This window comes from Erwinia sp. MMLR14_017 (genome assembly GCF_033657285.1).
Lineage (GTDB): Bacteria > Pseudomonadota > Gammaproteobacteria > Enterobacterales > Enterobacteriaceae > Erwinia.
Map to the genome: position 1 here is coordinate 248,204 of NZ_JAWVWP010000003.1, position 16,277 is coordinate 264,480.

The window sequence follows — 16,277 nt, forward strand, 5'->3', positions numbered from 1 at the left end:
TCTGGGGCGGGAGCGCGTCTCCCGCCGGACTGATTTGCCCGGCAATCGGGCGCCAAATCTCTTAATACGACCGACGAAACAGGACAAAAAACATGTCTAAAATTTTTGATTTCGTAAAACCAGGCGTTGTCACCGGCGACGACGTGCAGAAAGTCTTTAAAGTAGCGAAAGAGAACAAATTCGCTCTGCCAGCCGTTAACTGCGTGGGCACTGACTCTATCAATGCCGTACTGGAAACCGCTGCTAAAGTTAAAGCTCCGGTCATCATCCAGTTCTCTAACGGTGGCGCTGGTTTCATCGCCGGTAAAGGCCTGAAATCTGACAAGCCGCAGGCTGCGGCTATCCTGGGCGCAATCTCTGGCGCACACCACGTGCACCTGATGGCTGAACAGTATGGCGTGCCGGTTATTCTGCATACCGACCATTGCGCCAAGAAACTGCTACCGTGGATCGACGGTCTGCTGGATGCGGGTGAAGCACACTTCGAGAAAACCGGTAAGCCACTCTTCTCTTCCCACATGATCGACCTTTCTGAAGAGCCGCTGGAAGAGAACATCGAAATCTGCAGCAAGTATCTGGCGCGTATGGCCAGGATTGATATGACGCTGGAAATCGAACTGGGTTGCACCGGCGGTGAAGAAGATGGTGTGGATAACAGCCACATGGACGCTTCTGCCCTCTATACGCAGCCAGAAGATGTTGATTACGCTTACACTAAACTGAACGCTATCAGCCCACGCTTCACCATTGCGGCCTCCTTCGGTAACGTACACGGTGTGTACAAGCCAGGTAACGTTAAGCTGACCCCAACCATCCTGCGTGATTCTCAGGACTATGTGAGCAAGAAACACAACCTGCCACATAATTCTCTGGATTTCGTCTTCCACGGCGGTTCAGGTTCATCAGCGGCTGAGATTGAAGAATCTATCGGCTACGGCGTGATTAAAATGAACATCGATACCGACACCCAATGGGCAACCTGGGACGGTATCCTGCAGTACTACAAAAAGAACGAAGGCTACCTGCAGGCTCAGCTGGGTAACCCGGAAGGCGCAGATAAGCCAAACAAAAAATACTACGATCCGCGCGTCTGGCTTCGCGCATCCCAGTCCTCAATGATCGTGCGACTGGAGCAGGCTTTCAAAGAACTCAACGACGTTGACGTTCTGTAAGTCACCTGACTAAGCCGAAAAGGCCCCTTTATGGGGCCTTTTTTATGCCTGAAGCGGGTAACAAATTGTTAATTTGACTGCTTATTTGGCAGAACAGACTATTTTTAGTTACCCTTTGCATTTGGGCTGTCAGTTTCTTCTGGCGATATCACCCCATTGAGAACAACAACAGGATAACGAAATGGAAGATCTTAACGTGGTACATGGTATCAACAGCGCTGGTGGCTGGCTGGTGCGCAACCAGGCGTTGCTGTTGAGCTATGCTGTCAACATCGTCGCGGCCGTCGTAATTATCATCATCGGGATGATCGTCGCGCGCATCATCTCTAACATGCTGAATAAAGTCCTGCGGGCACGTCATATTGATGCCACGGTTGCTGATTTTCTCTCCGCGCTGGTACGCTACGGCATTATTGCTTTCACTCTGATTGCCGCGCTGGGTCGGGTAGGGGTTCAGACCGCCTCCGTTATTGCCGTACTGGGTGCGGCAGGTTTAGCTATTGGTCTGGCCTTGCAGGGATCGCTGGCAAACCTGGCGGCGGGTGTGCTGTTGGTCACCTTCCGTCCTTTCCGTACTGGCGAGTTTATTGACATTGGCGTGATGGGAACCGTGCAGAACGTGCAAATTTTCTCTACCACGCTGAAAACCGCCGACGGAAAAATCGTGGTGGTGCCTAACGGGAAAATTATCGCGGGCAATATTGTTAACTTCTCCCGGGAGCCGGTTCGCCGTAACGAGTTCATCATTGGCGTGGCTTACGATGCCGATGTGGACCAGGTTATTCAACTGCTGCAGGAAGTGGTGGATGCCGAGCCACGTGTGCTGAAAGATATGGGCGTGCAGATTGGCCTGCAAGAATTGGCTGCCTCTTCCCTGAACTTTGTTGTGCGCTGCTGGAGCAACGCGGGCGATCTGCAGAATGTTTACTGGGACCTGATGAAGAACTTCAAACGTACGCTGGACGCGCACAATATTGGTATCCCTTATCCGCAGATGGATGTTCACCTGCATCAGGTTAAAACTTCTGAAGCACAGCAGAGTGACGCAGCGCCACGGGTGATACAGACCTTGCCAAAGCCGGAGTAAATTTCAGGGGGCAGGGATGACTAAGGTGTGGCGCAATTTCACCACGGCCTGGCCAGGCTGCTTCCTATAACAATATATGGCCGCAGATCACTGAATTTACTGCGCTAAAAAGGCGAACTCCGGTTCGCCTTATTCAGATCGCTGGTATTAGCTAAACTGATATAGCATAAGATTTTTCCATTTCCTCTAATGAATTCTCCCTTATACACTCGGCTGAAATAATCTGGCTGAGGAATTTTTGTGTTATCTGTTTTCTTTCAGGGCATGGCGCTGGGCGCTGCGCTCATTCTCCCTTTGGGGCCACAGAATGCGCTGGTGCTGAATCAGGGCGTCCGTCGTCAGTATCATTTGATGACTGCCGGACTCTGTACTTTGAGCGATATTGTGCTGATTTGTGCCGGGGTCTTTGGCGGTAGCGCCTTGCTGACTCAGTCGCCGTTACTGCTGAATCTTGTTACCTGGGGCGGCGTGGCATTTTTAGTCTGGTATGGCTGGGGAGCCCTTCGCACCGCTTTTAGCGGAGAAGTCGATCTCGCCTCATCAGCGGCAATGAAGCAGAGCCGTTGGCGAATTTTCGCCACCATGATGGCGGTGACCTGGCTTAATCCTCACGTTTATATCGACACCTTTGTCGTGCTTGGCAGTCTTGGCGGACAGCTACCAGCAGAGGCGCGAAGCTGGTTCGCCCTGGGGGCGGCCAGCGCCTCATTGCTGTGGTTCTTTGGTCTCGCCTCGCTGGCCGCCTGGCTGTCACCTGTGCTCAATACCGCGAAAGCGCAGCGGGTAATTAACGCTTTAGTCGGCGTGATGATGTGGGGCATTGCGCTTAAGCTGGCGCTGCAGGCGGTAGGCTGGGCTTGAGGGAACTCACTCCAGGAATTAAGGTCATAGCCTGATACCTGAAAACGCAATAACATAGCCTGTTGCGTTTTAACGGCACAATTCTCTGGCGGTGAGCCTTTTTTCATCGCCAGTTGGCTCCCGGATATGACTGAAAGCCCCCCACGGAGGAACCCAGTGAAGCTTACCAAATTGGCTCTGGCCGCACTAATTGGACTTGGAACAGTACCCGCACTCGCCCTGGCAGATGAACTGCCAAACGGCCCACACGTTGTTACCTCCGGCCAGTCCAGCGTTGACGCCACGCCGGATATCGCCACGCTGGCTATCGAAGTCAGCATCACCGCTAAAGATGCCGCTGACGCCAAAAAACAGGCGGACGAACGCGTCGCGCAATATTTTGATTTCCTGAATAAGAACGGGATTGAGAAAAAAGATATCGATGCCGCAAACCTGCGTACCCAACCTGAATACGACTACACCAAAGAGGGTAAAGCGGTTCTGAAAGGGTATCGCGCGGTGCGTCAGGTGCAGGTAACGCTTCGCCAGCTGGACAAGCTGAATGAGCTACTGGACGGCGCACTGAAATCGGGCCTCAACGAAATCCGTTCTGTTGAACTGGGCGTGGCAAATCCTGACCAGTATCGTAATAAAGCGCGACAGGCGGCTATAGATGACGCCACGCAGCAGGCGGGCGAGCTGGCAAAAGGGTTTAACGCCAAGCTGGGAGCGGTTTACAGCATCCGTTATCACGTTGCTAACTATCAGCCGATGCCGGTGGCCAGAATGTATAAGATGGCTGACGCGGCGCCAATGACTTCAGCCGCACAAACCTATGAGAAGCAGAGCATTCACTTTGACGATCAGGTAGACGTTGTTTTTGAGCTGCAGCGCGGCCAGTAATAAGTAACGGATAACGTTTTTGCTGTCGGCCCATGCTGGCTGTTTCAGCATGAGCCGATAGCAACTTCAGGGCCTCCTTCGGGAGGCCTTTTTGCTGGTTATGCGCTCTGACGCAGAACGCGATGGCCGTGGCCAATCAACGCATCGGTTACTTTACGCATCAGGCGGCTTTCCGGGGCGAAGCGGTGCCAGTAGAGCATCCGCCGCTGGAACAGCCCTGGCGTTAAGTCAATCAGCTCGCCCTCGGCCAGCTCACGTTCTATCTGCAGATGCGGGATCATACAGCAAGTGGTTCCCTGCCGCGCCAGCTGCACAAAGGCTTCAGAAGAGTTGACGATGTGGCAGGGCACGCTGCCTGGCGACAGGTCAAAGTTCTGCTGCAAAAACGCCTGATGCATATCATCCAGATGGTCAAACGCCACCGCAGGCGCTTTCAGCAGGGCCGAGCGGGTTACGCCGTTGGGAAAATAGCGTGCGGCGAACTCTTTCGAGCCGACAAACAGGTAATCCAGCGCGCCGAGCTGATCAACCAGACAGCTTGGCAGCGGCTGCGGCTGGATACTCACTGCCCCAACCACTTCCCCGCGACGCAGGCGCTCCTGAGTACGGCTCTCATCCTCTACCTGCAAATTCAGGCGGACCGGCGAGTCCGTTAACACGGTTTTCAGCGCCGGGAGCAGCCAGGTTGCCAGACTGTCGGCGTTAACCGCCAGCGAGAGCAGCAGAGGCGTGGTTCCGCCGTTTTCATCACCCAGCCACTGCTCCTCCAGCAGCTCGACCTGGTGCAGCAGCGCCAGCAGCTTTTGCCCCTGCTCAGTGGGGCGCGGCGGCACGGTGCGCACCAGCAGCGGCTGACCAAACATATTTTCCAGCTGTTTAATTCGCTGGGAAACAGCCGACTGAGTGATACAAAGCTTTTGTGCTGCGCGCTCAAAGCCGCGCTCGCGAATGACGGCATCCAGCGCCTGAAGCGTTCGATAATCCGGGCGTTTCATTGTGGGTATAAACTCTCTTTCAGGTGTGGAAACTGCACTATGCCATAAATTTGCCATTTTCCCCCAGGGCAATAATCACTTTATCGCTTTGTGGGCCGGCTTCCAAACTGCCAACAAATGCCGCCTGAAGGCGGTGATTTCTGACCAGGTTGTTTTATACTGGCGCCACACTTAAGCCCATCGGAATTGAAACTGACCATGACACAGGATGAACTGAAAAAGGCCGTTGGCTGGGCCGCGCTGGATTATGTCTCGCCAGGCACCATTGTTGGCGTAGGAACGGGTTCCACTGCCGCGCACTTTATCGATGCATTAGGCTCTATCCGGCATCAGATTGAGGGGGCAGTCTCCAGCTCAGAGGCCTCTACCGAAAAGCTGAAAGCGCTGGGTATTCCGGTCTTCGACCTTAATGAGGTTGATTCTCTCTCTGTCTATGTTGATGGCGCGGATGAAATCAACGGCATGATGCAGATGATCAAAGGCGGCGGCGCAGCTTTAACGCGGGAAAAAATTATCTCTGCCGTTGCGGATAAGTTTGTCTGCATCGCAGATGAATCCAAGCAGGTAGATGTGCTGGGCCGTTTTCCGCTGCCGGTGGAAGTGATCCCTATGGCGCGCAGCTATGTAGCGAGAGAACTGGTCAAGCTGGGCGGCCTGCCGGAATACCGACAGCATGTGCTGACCGATAACGGCAATATCATCCTCGACGTGCATAATCTGAAGATCCTTGATGCGGCTGCGCTGGAAATGGCCATCAATGCGCTGCCTGGCGTGGTGACGGTAGGGCTGTTTGCGGCGCGTTCAGCGGATGTTGCCCTGATCGGCACGGCCAATGGTGTTAAGACCATACAAAAATGATCTTACCGGCGCCGGAGCGGCGTCGGGTGATTCCAGCTAAAAAAACATCTTTTATGAGCAGAGTGAAATTTGGTGACTTATGTCACATAACAGACCCCCGCAGGGTAATCCTGCTGATCCTGCCGCGCGCGCCATGATTATCTGCCGAAATGTGCTGCCGCTCCCCGTCGCCATGCTACCGTGCAGGCAATCGTTTGTATTGCCGCAGGGCGAAAATTTGATATTTTGACAGAAGGCTAACTTATACCCGGGTTAAGACAGGGGTAAGCTGGCACATCTGAAGTCTGCTAAATAGGGTCGGGAAATGGCAAAAGTATCACTGGAGAAAGACAAGATTAAGTTCCTGCTGGTGGAAGGCGTTCACCAGAGCGCGGTGGAAAACCTGCGCGCATCAGGGTACACCAACATTGAATTTCACAAAGGTGCGCTGGACAGCGAAGCGCTGAAAGAGTCGATCCGCGATGCGCATTTCATCGGTATCCGTTCGCGTACCAACCTCACTGAAGAGATTTTCGCCGCGGCGGAAAAACTGGTGGCGGTAGGCTGCTTCTGTATCGGCACCAATCAGGTTGACCTGAATGCCGCCGCTAAGCGCGGCGTGCCGGTATTCAACGCGCCATTCTCCAATACCCGATCCGTAGCAGAGCTGGTTATCGGCGAGCTGCTGTTGATGCTGCGCGGCGTGCCGGCAGCCAATGCCAAAGCCCACCGCGGCATCTGGAACAAACTGGCGGTAGGATCTTACGAAGCCCGTGGCAAAAAGCTGGGGATTATTGGTTACGGCCATATCGGCATGCAGCTGGGCGTGCTGGCAGAAAGCCTGGGTATGCACGTGTTCTTCTATGATATTGAGAACAAGCTGCCGCTGGGTAATGCCACCCAGGTTCGCCATCTCTCCGATCTGCTTAACATGAGCGATGTGGTCAGCCTGCACGTGCCGGAAACGCTCTCCACGCAGAACATGATGGGCGCAGAGGAGCTGGCGATGATGAAGCCGGGTGCGCTGCTGATCAACGCCTCTCGCGGCACCGTGGTGGATATCCCTGCGCTGTGCAAAGTGCTGGCAGACAAGCACCTTGCTGGCGCAGCGATTGACGTTTTCCCGGAAGAACCAGCAACCAACAGCGATCCATTCAACTCGCCGCTGTGTGAGTTTGATAACGTGATCCTGACGCCGCACATTGGTGGATCAACGCAGGAAGCGCAGGAGAATATCGGGATTGAAGTTGCCGGTAAGCTGGCGAAATATTCCGATAACGGCTCTACGCTCTCTGCCGTTAACTTCCCGGAAGTTTCTCTGCCGATGCATGGCGACCAGAGCCGCCTGCTGCATATCCACGAGAACCGCCCTGGCGTGCTGACGGCTATCAACAACATCTTTGCTGGTCAGGGCATCAACATCGCCGCCCAGTACCTGCAGACAACCCCGCAAATGGGGTATGTGGTAATTGATATCGACGCGCCGCAGGATGTTGCCAACACCGCGCTGCAGCTGATGAAAGCGATCCCGGGAACTATTCGCGCCCGCCTGCTGTTCTGAGCTTAAAAGAGGCAGAAAGTGAATCTGACTTTCTGACTGTCCGGCTGATATAGCCGCTTTATCCGCATGCTGGCGCCAGCCCGTAAAGCCCCGACAGATTTTCTGCCGGGGCTTTGTTTTATCTGCTTACCATTGCCAGATATGCGAAGGCGTAATTATTGCTGGCAGCGGCACATCCCACTCAGCCACCGGCAACTTATCGACCTGCTGGCAGTCATGCGCCAGACCCACCGGCAGAAAGCCGTGCTGCTGCCAGTTTTGCAGCGTTCTGTCATAAAATCCGCCGCCCATTCCCAGACGCTGTCCCTGCCGGTCAAAGGCCACCAGCGGCACCATCACCAGATCCAGCTCGTCCAGCGTTGCCAGATGGCGTATATCCAGCGGCGGCTCAGGAATGTTCAGGCGATTTGGCGTCAGTAGGGTAGTGGGCTCGTAGCGCATAAAAAGAAGCTGTCCGGCAGAAAAGGGGTGAAGCACCGGCAAATAGACCTGCTGCTTGTGCTGCCAGAGTTTGGCAATCAGCGGCCGGGTACTCAGCTCGCCATCAAAAGAGAGAAACAGGGCGATTTTTTTTGCTTGCTGCAGCGGTGCGAAATTCAGCGCCCGTTCGGCGGCCTGCACCGCAGCCATCTGCTGCTGCTCTGGCGTCAGCGCACGCCGCAGATGGCGCACATGGGTACGGATATCCTGTCGGTCAAAAAGATTGAGGCTCATACATTCCCCAGGGTCAGGCTGGCTAATAGAGGTTACAGAGAAGGGTGCCACAGCTCAGACTGGAGTACGAGCCTGTCAGTCGCGACTGGCTAAAATCAGCAGTGAATTTTAGTGGGCAAAGCCTGTTTACAGGAAATCAGGAAGCACCAGACAGAGAGAAATTCTTGTGCGAACAGACGCAGCAAAAGAGAGGCGCTTTGTTAAAGAGAAAAATCATGTTGAAAAGAGATATTTTACCGGAGAAAACATGACTATGTGGAGTGAGCGCGGCTGGGATGGAACTGAATGAGGAATCTCCGAGATGCCGCCGCAGGCTGTAACCCTTGAACCCTTGGTTCAAGGTGAGACTGCCGTCGTAACCATCAGGCTTCTCGGACGAACCGAGCTTGCACACAGGTTACAGAGCGTCAGACTCTGTTGGTATTAAATATCGGCTCAGGGGACTGGCCCGCTTGCAAACATCTCAGAGAATTTTTTTACTTCACCGTTACTCTAGCATGAATAACGATGAGGTGTTATTCGAACTTGCTTCCGGTTCTTTCTGTAATACGACCCTGTTCAAGCAATGCCTGTTCAATGGTCTGCTGCAGCATCCGGATACGCTGCTCCATGTTACTGGCGTAGTCGCGGGTTTTGACTTTTTCCGCAGCCAGCTCATGGCAGATGTTCAGGGCAGCGATAAAAACCAGCTGCTCGGTATTTGTGACTCTAGTGCGAACTTTTAAATCTTGCAACCGTTGATTGAGATCTTCAGCAGCCATGTTCAGCGCATCTTGCTGTTCTGGCGGACAATTTACTCGTAACGAACGGCCAAAAATTTGAATATCTACCGGTTGTGCAGACATGCCACCATCCTGACTGATTACTCTACCGCCAATCTCCCCGCCCCTCAATGGGTTGGGAGGGTAGGCGACTATAACTACGCCTTATAGAAGAAACAACCCCTTTTCTGGAATCGTTGAGGCACCTGGTGGTAGCATAACACGAACTTATCCAGCCAACGATGACCAAAACGTATGTCACTATCAAACACAATGCCGGGCTATGATGCGCTGGCTTCAGCACTGACGCAGCAGGGCGTAGGGATGACACCTGCCGAAATGCACGGCTTACTCAGCGGAATGATCTGTGGCGGCACGAAAGAGAGCGGTTGGCAAACGCTGGTCCATGAGCTGACCAATGAAGGCATGGCTTTCTCCCAGTCGCTGGCTTTGCCGCTGCAGCAGCTGCATGAAGCCATCGGCAACACGCTTGAGGAAGAGGGTTTCCTGTTCCAGCTTTATCTGCCGGATGATGAAGATATCAGCGTGTTCGATCGCGCTGATGCCTTAGCGGGTTGGGTGAACCATTTCCTGCTTGGCCTGGGTGTCTCTCAACCCAAGCTCGACAAGGTGAAAGGCGAGACGGGCGAAGCGATCGACGATCTGCGAACTATTGCGCAGTTGGGCTACGATGAAGATGAAGATCAGGAAGAGCTGGAGCAGTCGCTGGAAGAGGTGATTGAGTACGTTCGCGTTGCGGCGCTGCTCTGCCATGATACCTTCACCCACATTGTGCCCACGGCTGTAGAAGTGAAAAAACCGACCCTGCACTAAGCGGGCAATATCAGGAGAGAGGGATGACCCAGCAAGAATTCTTACGTCGTCGGCAGGCGCTGCTGAGCAAAATGGCCCCGGCCACGGCGGCGGTGATCTTTGCCGCCCCGGAAGCCACGCGCAGCAACGACAGCGAATACCCATACCGTCAGAACAGCGATTTCTGGTATTTCACCGGCTTCAACGAGCCTGAAGCGGTACTGGTGCTGATCAAAAGCGACGAGAGCCATAATCACAGCGTGCTGTTTAACCGCGTGCGTGACCTGACGGCAGAAATCTGGTTTGGTCGCCGTCTTGGGCAGGATGCCGCTCCGGAAAAGCTTGCTGTAGACCGCGCGTTACCTTTTGGCGATATTGCTGAGCAGCTGCCGCAACTGTTGAACGGACTGGATGGCGTTTATCATGCGCAGGGGCTGTACGCCGAAGCCGATGCGCTGCTGTTTGCCGCTCTGGAAAAACTGCGGGCAGGTTCTCGCCAGAACCTGAAAGCGCCCGCCTCGGTTACCGACTGGCGTCCCATCGTCCATGAAATGCGCCTGTTCAAGTCACCGGAAGAGCAGGCTCTCCTGCGCGAAGCGGGGCGTATCAGCGCGCTGGCGCATACCCGCGCTATGCAGCAGTGCCGTCCCGGCATGTTCGAATATCAGCTGGAAGGGGAGATCCATCACGAATTTACCCGCCATGGCGCGCGCTATCCTTCCTACAACACCATCGTTGGCGCAGGCGAAAACGGCTGCATTCTGCATTACACCGAGAACGAGAGCCAGATGGGCGAGGGCGATCTGGTGCTGATTGATGCAGGCTGTGAGCTACAGGGCTACGCGGGTGATATCACGCGAACTTTCCCGGTCAGCGGTAAGTTTACGGCGCCTCAGCGCGCTATTTATGACATTGTTCTCGAGTCGCTGAACACAGCGCTCAAATTGTTTCGCCCTGGCACCAGCATCCGCGAAGTGAATGCGGAAGTGGTTCGCATTATGGTCACCGGGCTGGTGAAGCTGGGCGTGATGAAAGGTGAAGTAGAGACGCTGATTGAAGAGCAGGCGCATCGCCAGTTCTTTATGCACGGGCTGAGCCACTGGCTGGGGCTGGACGTTCACGACGTAGGCTATTACGGTCACGATCGTGACCGCGTGCTGGAGCCAGGTATGGTTATCACTGTTGAACCGGGCCTCTATATCGCTCCGGATGCAGATGTACCGGCAGAGTACCGCGGTATAGGTATCCGCGTTGAAGATGACATCATTATCACCGCCGACGGCAATGAAAATCTGACCGACAGCGTGGTAAAAGAGGCGGATGAGATTGAAGCACTGATGGCGGCAGCGAAGGCGTAATGAGCATTGTAATTGCAGGCGGAGGAATGGCTGGCGCCACGCTGGCGCTGGCTGTTTCTCATCTCACGCAGGGAAAAGTACCGGTCACGCTGGTGGAAGCCACTGCGCCAGCCAGCCGGACGCATCCCGGCTTTGATGGCCGGGCGATTGCGCTGGCTGAAGGAACCTGCCAGCAGCTGGCCGCCATTAATCTGTGGCCGTCTCTCTCCTCCTGCGCCACGGCAATCACCCACGTACACGTCAGCGATCGCGGACATGCCAGCTTTGTTTCGCTGGCTGCGGCTGAACACGGCATCTCTGCGCTGGGGCAGGTGGTGGAGCTGCATGATGTCGGGCAGCGTCTGTTCAGCCTGCTGGAGAAAGCGCCCGGCGTGCGGGTTTGCTGCCCGGCTAAAGTCACTCAGGTGGCGCGCAGCCAGCAGAGCACCAGCGTAACGCTGAGCAATGGCGAAACTCTGGAAGCTCAGCTGCTGGTAGCCGCAGATGGTTCAGGTTCTGCCGTAGCAGCCTCCTGTGGCGTACAGTGGCAGTCGCACGATTATCAGCAGATGGCGGTTATCGCCAACGTTTCCACACAGCAGCCGCACGGTGGACGCGCCTTTGAGCGTTTTACCGAGCACGGTCCGCTGGCCTTGTTACCGATGTCGGCAGGAAGAAGTTCACTGGTCTGGTGCCATCCGCTGCAGGAGAAGGCCACCGTTGATAGCTGGAGCGACAGCCAGTTCAGGGCGGAGCTGCAGAAAGCGTTCGGCTGGCGGCTGGGCCGTATCACTCAGGTCGGGCAGCGCCACAGCTATCCGCTTCAGTTGCAGGCCGCTTCTCAGCACGTCTCTCACCGGCTGGCGCTGGTGGGCAATGCGGCACAAACGCTGCACCCTATTGCTGGTCAGGGATTCAATCTGGGCCTCAGGGATGTGATGTCTCTCGCAGAAACCGTGGCTGCGGCCTGGCGCGCCGGCGAGGATGTGGGGAGTTACGCCACGTTGCAGCGTTATCAGCAGCGCCGCCAGCCGGATGCAGCCGCCACCATTGGCATTACCGACACGCTGGTCAGGCTGTTTGCTAACCGCTATACACCGCTGGTGGCAGGACGCACTCTTGGCCTGATGGTCATGGACGCGCTGCCGCCAGTGCGGAATTTGCTTGCCGAGCGTACGTTAGGCTGGGTCGAGCGTTAAGGAGAAAGCAGTAATGCAAACTTATGATCTCATCGTCGCGGGCGGCGGTATGGTTGGACTCGCCGTAGCCTGTGGCCTGCAGGGCACGGGGCTGAAAATCGCCGTGCTGGAACGCGAGCCAGAGAAAGAGTTTACCGTCACAGCAGAACCCGCGCTGCGCGTCTCTGCTATCAATGCGGCCAGCGAGCGTCTGCTTCAGCATCTTGATGTCTGGACCACCATCCTGGCAACACGCGCCAGCGCTTATCATGGCATGGAAGTGTGGGACCGCGACAGCTTCGGGCGCATTGCTTTTGACGATGGTCAGCAGGGCCTGGCGCATCTTGGGCATATCGTCGAGAATCCGGTTATTCACCACGCCTTGTGGAAAAAAGCGAGCGAGCTCAGCAATGTCACGCTTATCGCTCCCGCTGAACTTCAGCAGGTCGCTTTTGGTGACAACGAAGCCTTTGTGACCCTGAAGGATGGCACCATGATGAGTGCCCGGCTGCTGGTGGCCGCCGATGGCGCAAACTCCTGGCTGCGTAATAAAGCTGATATTCCGCTGGCCTTCTGGGATTACGATCACCATGCGCTGGTCGCCAACATCCGCACGGGGCAGCCTCACGAGGCAGTAGCGCGTCAGGTCTTCCATGGCGACGGTATCCTGGCTTTCTTACCGCTGAACGAACCCGATCTCTGTTCCATCGTCTGGTCCGTTTCCCCGCAGGAAGCGACCCGTTTACAGTCAATGCCTGCCGAAGTCTTCAATCAGCAGCTTTCCGTGGCGTTCGATTTGCGGCTGGGGTTGTGTAAGGTAGAGAGCGAGCGTAAAACGTTCCCGCTGATGGGGCGCTATGCGCGTAATTTCGCGGCGCACCGCCTGGCGCTGGTAGGCGATGCTGCGCATACCATTCATCCGCTGGCGGGGCAGGGCGTGAACCTGGGCTTTATGGACGCAGCGGAACTGATAGGCGAGGTGAAACGCCTGCAACAGCAGGGTAAAGACATCGGGCAGCATCTCTACCTGCGTCGTTACGAACGCAGCCGTAAACAGAGCGCGGCCATGATGCTGGCGGGCATGCAGGGGTTCCGGGAGCTGTTCAGCGGCACTAACCCGGCGAAAAAGCTGCTGCGTGACGTTGGCCTGAGCCTGGCCAATAACCTGCCCGGCGTAAAACCCCGCCTGCTGAAACAGGCCATGGGGCTGAACGATCTGCCGGAGTGGCTGCGGTAATATTTGCCTGCCGTTGCGGCGAATGCCGCTATGCCACCCACGCGGCAAGATCCTTGCCGCGTATTTCCTGATTCATCTGTTGCAGTTCGGGCAGAGTAGCCTGGCTTAACGTCACTCCCTTTTCACCCAATGACGTGGCCAGTTGCTGCTGAAACCGCCCCAACTGCTGTGGGTCAAGGTAGTGCGCCCGCATGCCGCTATCCATTTTATCCCGCCTGTTGGGATTAATCCGGATCAGGGTATCGGCGGGGATTTTCACTCCCTTTGCCAGACAGGTCAGGCTCAGGGTTGCCAGATCCTGAAGGGTATTGAGTTCAATCTCCTTTAATTTCCCTCCTTTTGCCGAGCCGGCAAGAGGATGGTTTTCACTTTGATAGCGGTAGTGCTTCGCTTCACCCCCCAGCGAGCCGTTTATGGCGTGCGTTTTGAGATCGTCAATCTTACTGAAGCCAAATACCATGGGAACAATTTCACCCTTATTGATCATCGCCAGCAACGGTGCTTTACCCCCTTCAAGTTGTTGCTGCAGCGTTTTTGCTGCATCCGCCAGCAGAGATTTCAGCGCCTGGCCGTCAAAAACCTGTTGATGGTTATCAGAAAAATTGATCGTGATGGACGCAGGAAACTTCAGTAAAGCGACACTCTCCTCTGCCTGCACATTTTCAAACTTTTTTGCCCCATTGTTGCGTGCGCTGGTCAGTAAATCCTGTAACCAGCGCGCGGCGATCTCACTAACCTGTTGATCAGCGTTCGTCTGCAATTTCAGGGAATTGCCACTGGAGGGCAGCGGTCGTCCACTTGCCAGATAATCACCGATAGCCTGAGTCATACGGTGCTGAAAAGCCCGGGCCACGGGGTTACTGCTGTGTATCCCTTTTCCGTGAGAATAGAGGCGGGGGTGGCTTCTGAAATTATTACGGGTAACCCGTTCAGACAACTTTTCTGGGCTGCGATCGGAAAAAAAGACCTCTCCTTCCAGCGATTGCGTCCCGCCTTTGGCATCATTGACGCCGCCTCTCAGTTCGCCCGATGCCAGGATCTCAAACCCCCAGGGAGAGCCATGCAGCGCCTCAGGTTTGGTATAGCCTTTTGGTGCTGTGGGGTTCATCGACGAGAGCAGCGCACCGTGCATTTTTTCACGCAGCGTCTGATCGATAGATCGTCTTCTGGAGAGCAGATCTACAGGTGAGAGGTTGGCCTCATTAAGCTGGTTAGTCTTATGTCCTTCCTCTCTTAGCTGAGTGATAGTCGTGGTGTCGTGCTGCTCCACCGCCTGATGAAGCGGGAAGACGTTCACCGAGGTTGATTTAATATCCATAGCGTTTAAACCAGAAAAGAGATCGTCACGTTAAGTGTTCAGTTTGGATGAAGGGTTCCTTTAGCACAGCTTCATTTGAAAAATTCTAATTTCACCCTGATTTTCAGATTAGTTATTTTTATGCATAAGACTTTTTATTTTACCGAATTATTTTGGTCTCTCTGCCGGAACGCTATTTTTAAACTGGTCACAAGGGCGTTAATTGTCATTTTTGCGTGCTTCTTTACAGATTTATGGTGAAAAATTTTGGAAACTCTCTGCTGGTTCTGAGCGGAGCGGAAATTTTCGACCCCGTTTTACTTATGGTTAATGCCCGCATTCAGTGGTAACTTCAGATCCAGGTTATCGTTTGCGTACGGCGCAAAGCCGTGGCAGAGCATCCAACTCATCGCCTTACAGGATTGATATGACTCAGCAAACCCCCTTGTTCGAACAGCATCAGGCAGCAGGCGCGCGTATGGTCGATTTTCACGGCTGGATGATGCCGTTGCATTACGGCTCGCAGATGGATGAGCACCATGCCGTGCGCACTGATGCCGGCATGTTCGACGTTTCGCACATGACTATTGTCGATCTCAACGGTGCGCGTACGCGAGAGTTCCTGCGCTATTTGCTCGCCAACGACGTCGCCAAACTCACTCAGCCCGGTAAAGCACTTTATAGCGGAATGCTGAATGCCTCCGCTGGCGTAATTGACGATCTCATTGTTTACTTTATGACCGAAGACTTTTTCCGCCTGGTGGTCAACTCGGCGACCCGCGAAAAAGATCTGGCGTGGATTTCAGAGCACGCGGCACCTTACGGTGTGCAACTGACGCCGCGCGATGACCTGGCGCTGATTGCCGTGCAGGGGCCGCAGGCGCAGGAAAAAGCCCGGACGCTGTTTGATGAGGCGCAGCGTGAAGCGGTTGCTGGCATGAAGCCCTTCTTTGGCATGCAGGCGGGTGAGTTGTTTATCGCCACCACCGGCTATACCGGTGAAGCGGGCTACGAAATTGCCCTGCCGAACGAACAGGCCGCTGAGTTCTGGCAGAAGCTGCTGCAGGCAGGCGTTAAACCCGCCGGTCTGGGCGCACGCGATACGCTGCGTCTGGAGGCCGGTATGAATTTATATGGTCAGGAGATGGACGAAGGCGTTTCTCCGCTGGCCGCCAACATGGGCTGGACCGTAGCGTGGCAGCCTGAAGATCGTGATTTCATCGGGCGTGAGGCGCTGGAAGCGCAGCGTGAAAAGGGCGCTGACCAGCTGGTCGGCCTGATCATGACGGAGAAAGGCGTACTGCGAAATGAATTGCCGGTACGCTTTACCGACAGCGAAGGCAATCTGCAGGAAGGGATCATCACCAGCGGTTCCTTCTCCCCAACTTTAGGCTGCAGCATTGCCCTGGCACGCGTTCCTGCTGGCATTGGCGATCGGGCCATCGTACAGATCCGTAACCGGGAAATGCCGGTAAAAGTCACCAAACCTGTTTTTGTTCGCGCCGGAAAACCCGTCGCCTAATAACGATAACTTCTCAGGAGAGC

15 protein-coding genes and 1 other RNA gene are annotated in these 16,277 nt (G+C 55.0%); 11 read left to right on the forward strand and 5 right to left on the reverse strand.

The features are described from left to right. Nucleotides 1-92 precede the first annotated feature (92 nt). From fbaA to SD961_RS06680, 4 genes are all read left to right on the forward strand, one after another. Nucleotides 93-1,172 carry a class II fructose-bisphosphate aldolase gene (gene fbaA, locus SD961_RS06665; RefSeq protein ID WP_318789612.1) on the forward strand — a complete coding sequence of 360 codons (1,080 nt, stop codon included), beginning with the start codon at nt 93-95 and terminating at the stop codon, nt 1,170-1,172. 181 nt (nt 1,173-1,353) lie between these two features. Beyond that, on the forward strand, nt 1,354-2,259 hold the full coding sequence (mscS, locus tag SD961_RS06670) for a small-conductance mechanosensitive channel MscS (protein ID WP_318789613.1): 906 nt from the start codon (nt 1,354-1,356) through the stop codon (nt 2,257-2,259). 240 nt (nt 2,260-2,499) lie between these two features. Further along, complete coding sequence (argO, locus tag SD961_RS06675) at nt 2,500-3,120, forward strand: arginine exporter ArgO (protein WP_318789614.1); 621 nt, start codon at nt 2,500-2,502, stop codon at nt 3,118-3,120. Between the two features lie 156 nt (nt 3,121-3,276). Next, entirely contained in the window at nt 3,277-4,002 is a 726-nt protein-coding gene (locus tag SD961_RS06680) for an oxidative stress defense protein (protein ID WP_318789615.1), read from the forward strand. 98 nt (nt 4,003-4,100) lie between these two features. Here the strand turns inward: SD961_RS06680 and SD961_RS06685 are convergent, their stop codons facing one another. Then, the gene (locus SD961_RS06685) at nt 4,101-4,997 is read right to left on the reverse strand and encodes a LysR family transcriptional regulator ArgP (RefSeq protein WP_318789616.1); all 897 of its coding nucleotides are present in this window, start codon (nt 4,995-4,997) and stop codon (nt 4,101-4,103) included. Between the two features lie 198 nt (nt 4,998-5,195). On the opposite strand from SD961_RS06685, the gene rpiA reads away from it, so the two are divergent. Both rpiA and serA read left to right on the forward strand, forming a co-directional pair. After that, nucleotides 5,196-5,855 (forward strand): ribose-5-phosphate isomerase RpiA, encoded by a 660-nt coding sequence (rpiA, locus tag SD961_RS06690; RefSeq protein WP_318789617.1) that lies wholly within the window; start codon nt 5,196-5,198, stop codon nt 5,853-5,855. A 304-nt stretch (nt 5,856-6,159) separates the two neighbouring features. Then, nucleotides 6,160-7,395, forward strand: coding sequence for a phosphoglycerate dehydrogenase (gene serA, locus SD961_RS06695; RefSeq protein ID WP_318789618.1), 1,236 nt, complete (start codon nt 6,160-6,162; stop codon nt 7,393-7,395). Nucleotides 7,396-7,521: 126 nt separating this feature from the next. Here serA and SD961_RS06700 read toward each other — a convergent pair whose 3' ends face one another. The 3 genes from SD961_RS06700 to zapA form a co-directional block, all read right to left on the reverse strand. Beyond that, a complete protein-coding gene (locus tag SD961_RS06700) occupies nt 7,522-8,109 on the reverse strand; it encodes a 5-formyltetrahydrofolate cyclo-ligase (RefSeq protein ID WP_318789619.1) in 588 nt (195 codons plus the stop codon). Between the two features lie 289 nt (nt 8,110-8,398). Continuing rightward, nucleotides 8,399-8,582, reverse strand: a non-coding RNA gene (gene ssrS, locus SD961_RS06705) — 6S RNA. A gap of 42 nt (nt 8,583-8,624) precedes the next feature. Further along, the gene (gene zapA, locus SD961_RS06710) at nt 8,625-8,954 is read right to left on the reverse strand and encodes a cell division protein ZapA (RefSeq protein ID WP_318789620.1); all 330 of its coding nucleotides are present in this window, start codon (nt 8,952-8,954) and stop codon (nt 8,625-8,627) included. A gap of 171 nt (nt 8,955-9,125) precedes the next feature. Here zapA and SD961_RS06715 point away from each other — a divergent pair, with 171 nt between their 5' ends. The 4 genes from SD961_RS06715 to ubiI are packed head-to-tail and all read left to right on the forward strand — an operon-like array spanning nt 9,126 to nt 13,435. Then, complete coding sequence (locus SD961_RS06715; protein ID WP_306210721.1) at nt 9,126-9,704, forward strand: YecA family protein; 579 nt, start codon at nt 9,126-9,128, stop codon at nt 9,702-9,704. A 23-nt stretch (nt 9,705-9,727) separates the two neighbouring features. After that, nucleotides 9,728-11,041: a Xaa-Pro aminopeptidase gene (gene pepP / locus SD961_RS06720; protein ID WP_318789621.1), complete on the forward strand. Its 1,314-nt coding sequence runs from the start codon at nt 9,728-9,730 to the stop codon at nt 11,039-11,041. Beyond that, on the forward strand, nt 11,041-12,219 hold the full coding sequence (gene ubiH / locus SD961_RS06725; RefSeq protein WP_318789622.1) for a 2-octaprenyl-6-methoxyphenyl hydroxylase: 1,179 nt from the start codon (nt 11,041-11,043) through the stop codon (nt 12,217-12,219). The genes pepP and ubiH overlap by 1 nt, the downstream gene beginning before the upstream one ends. 13 nt (nt 12,220-12,232) lie before the next feature. After that, on the forward strand, nt 12,233-13,435 hold the full coding sequence (gene ubiI, locus SD961_RS06730) for an FAD-dependent 2-octaprenylphenol hydroxylase (RefSeq protein WP_318789623.1): 1,203 nt from the start codon (nt 12,233-12,235) through the stop codon (nt 13,433-13,435). A 28-nt stretch (nt 13,436-13,463) separates the two neighbouring features. On the opposite strand, the gene SD961_RS06735 is transcribed toward ubiI, so the two are convergent. Next, complete coding sequence (locus tag SD961_RS06735) at nt 13,464-14,753, reverse strand: hypothetical protein (protein ID WP_318789624.1); 1,290 nt, start codon at nt 14,751-14,753, stop codon at nt 13,464-13,466. Nucleotides 14,754-15,159: 406 nt separating this feature from the next. Here SD961_RS06735 and gcvT point away from each other — a divergent pair, with 406 nt between their 5' ends. Next, nucleotides 15,160-16,254 carry a glycine cleavage system aminomethyltransferase GcvT gene (gene gcvT, locus SD961_RS06740; protein WP_318789625.1) on the forward strand — a complete coding sequence of 365 codons (1,095 nt, stop codon included), beginning with the start codon at nt 15,160-15,162 and terminating at the stop codon, nt 16,252-16,254. Nucleotides 16,255-16,277: the final 23 nt, after the last annotated feature.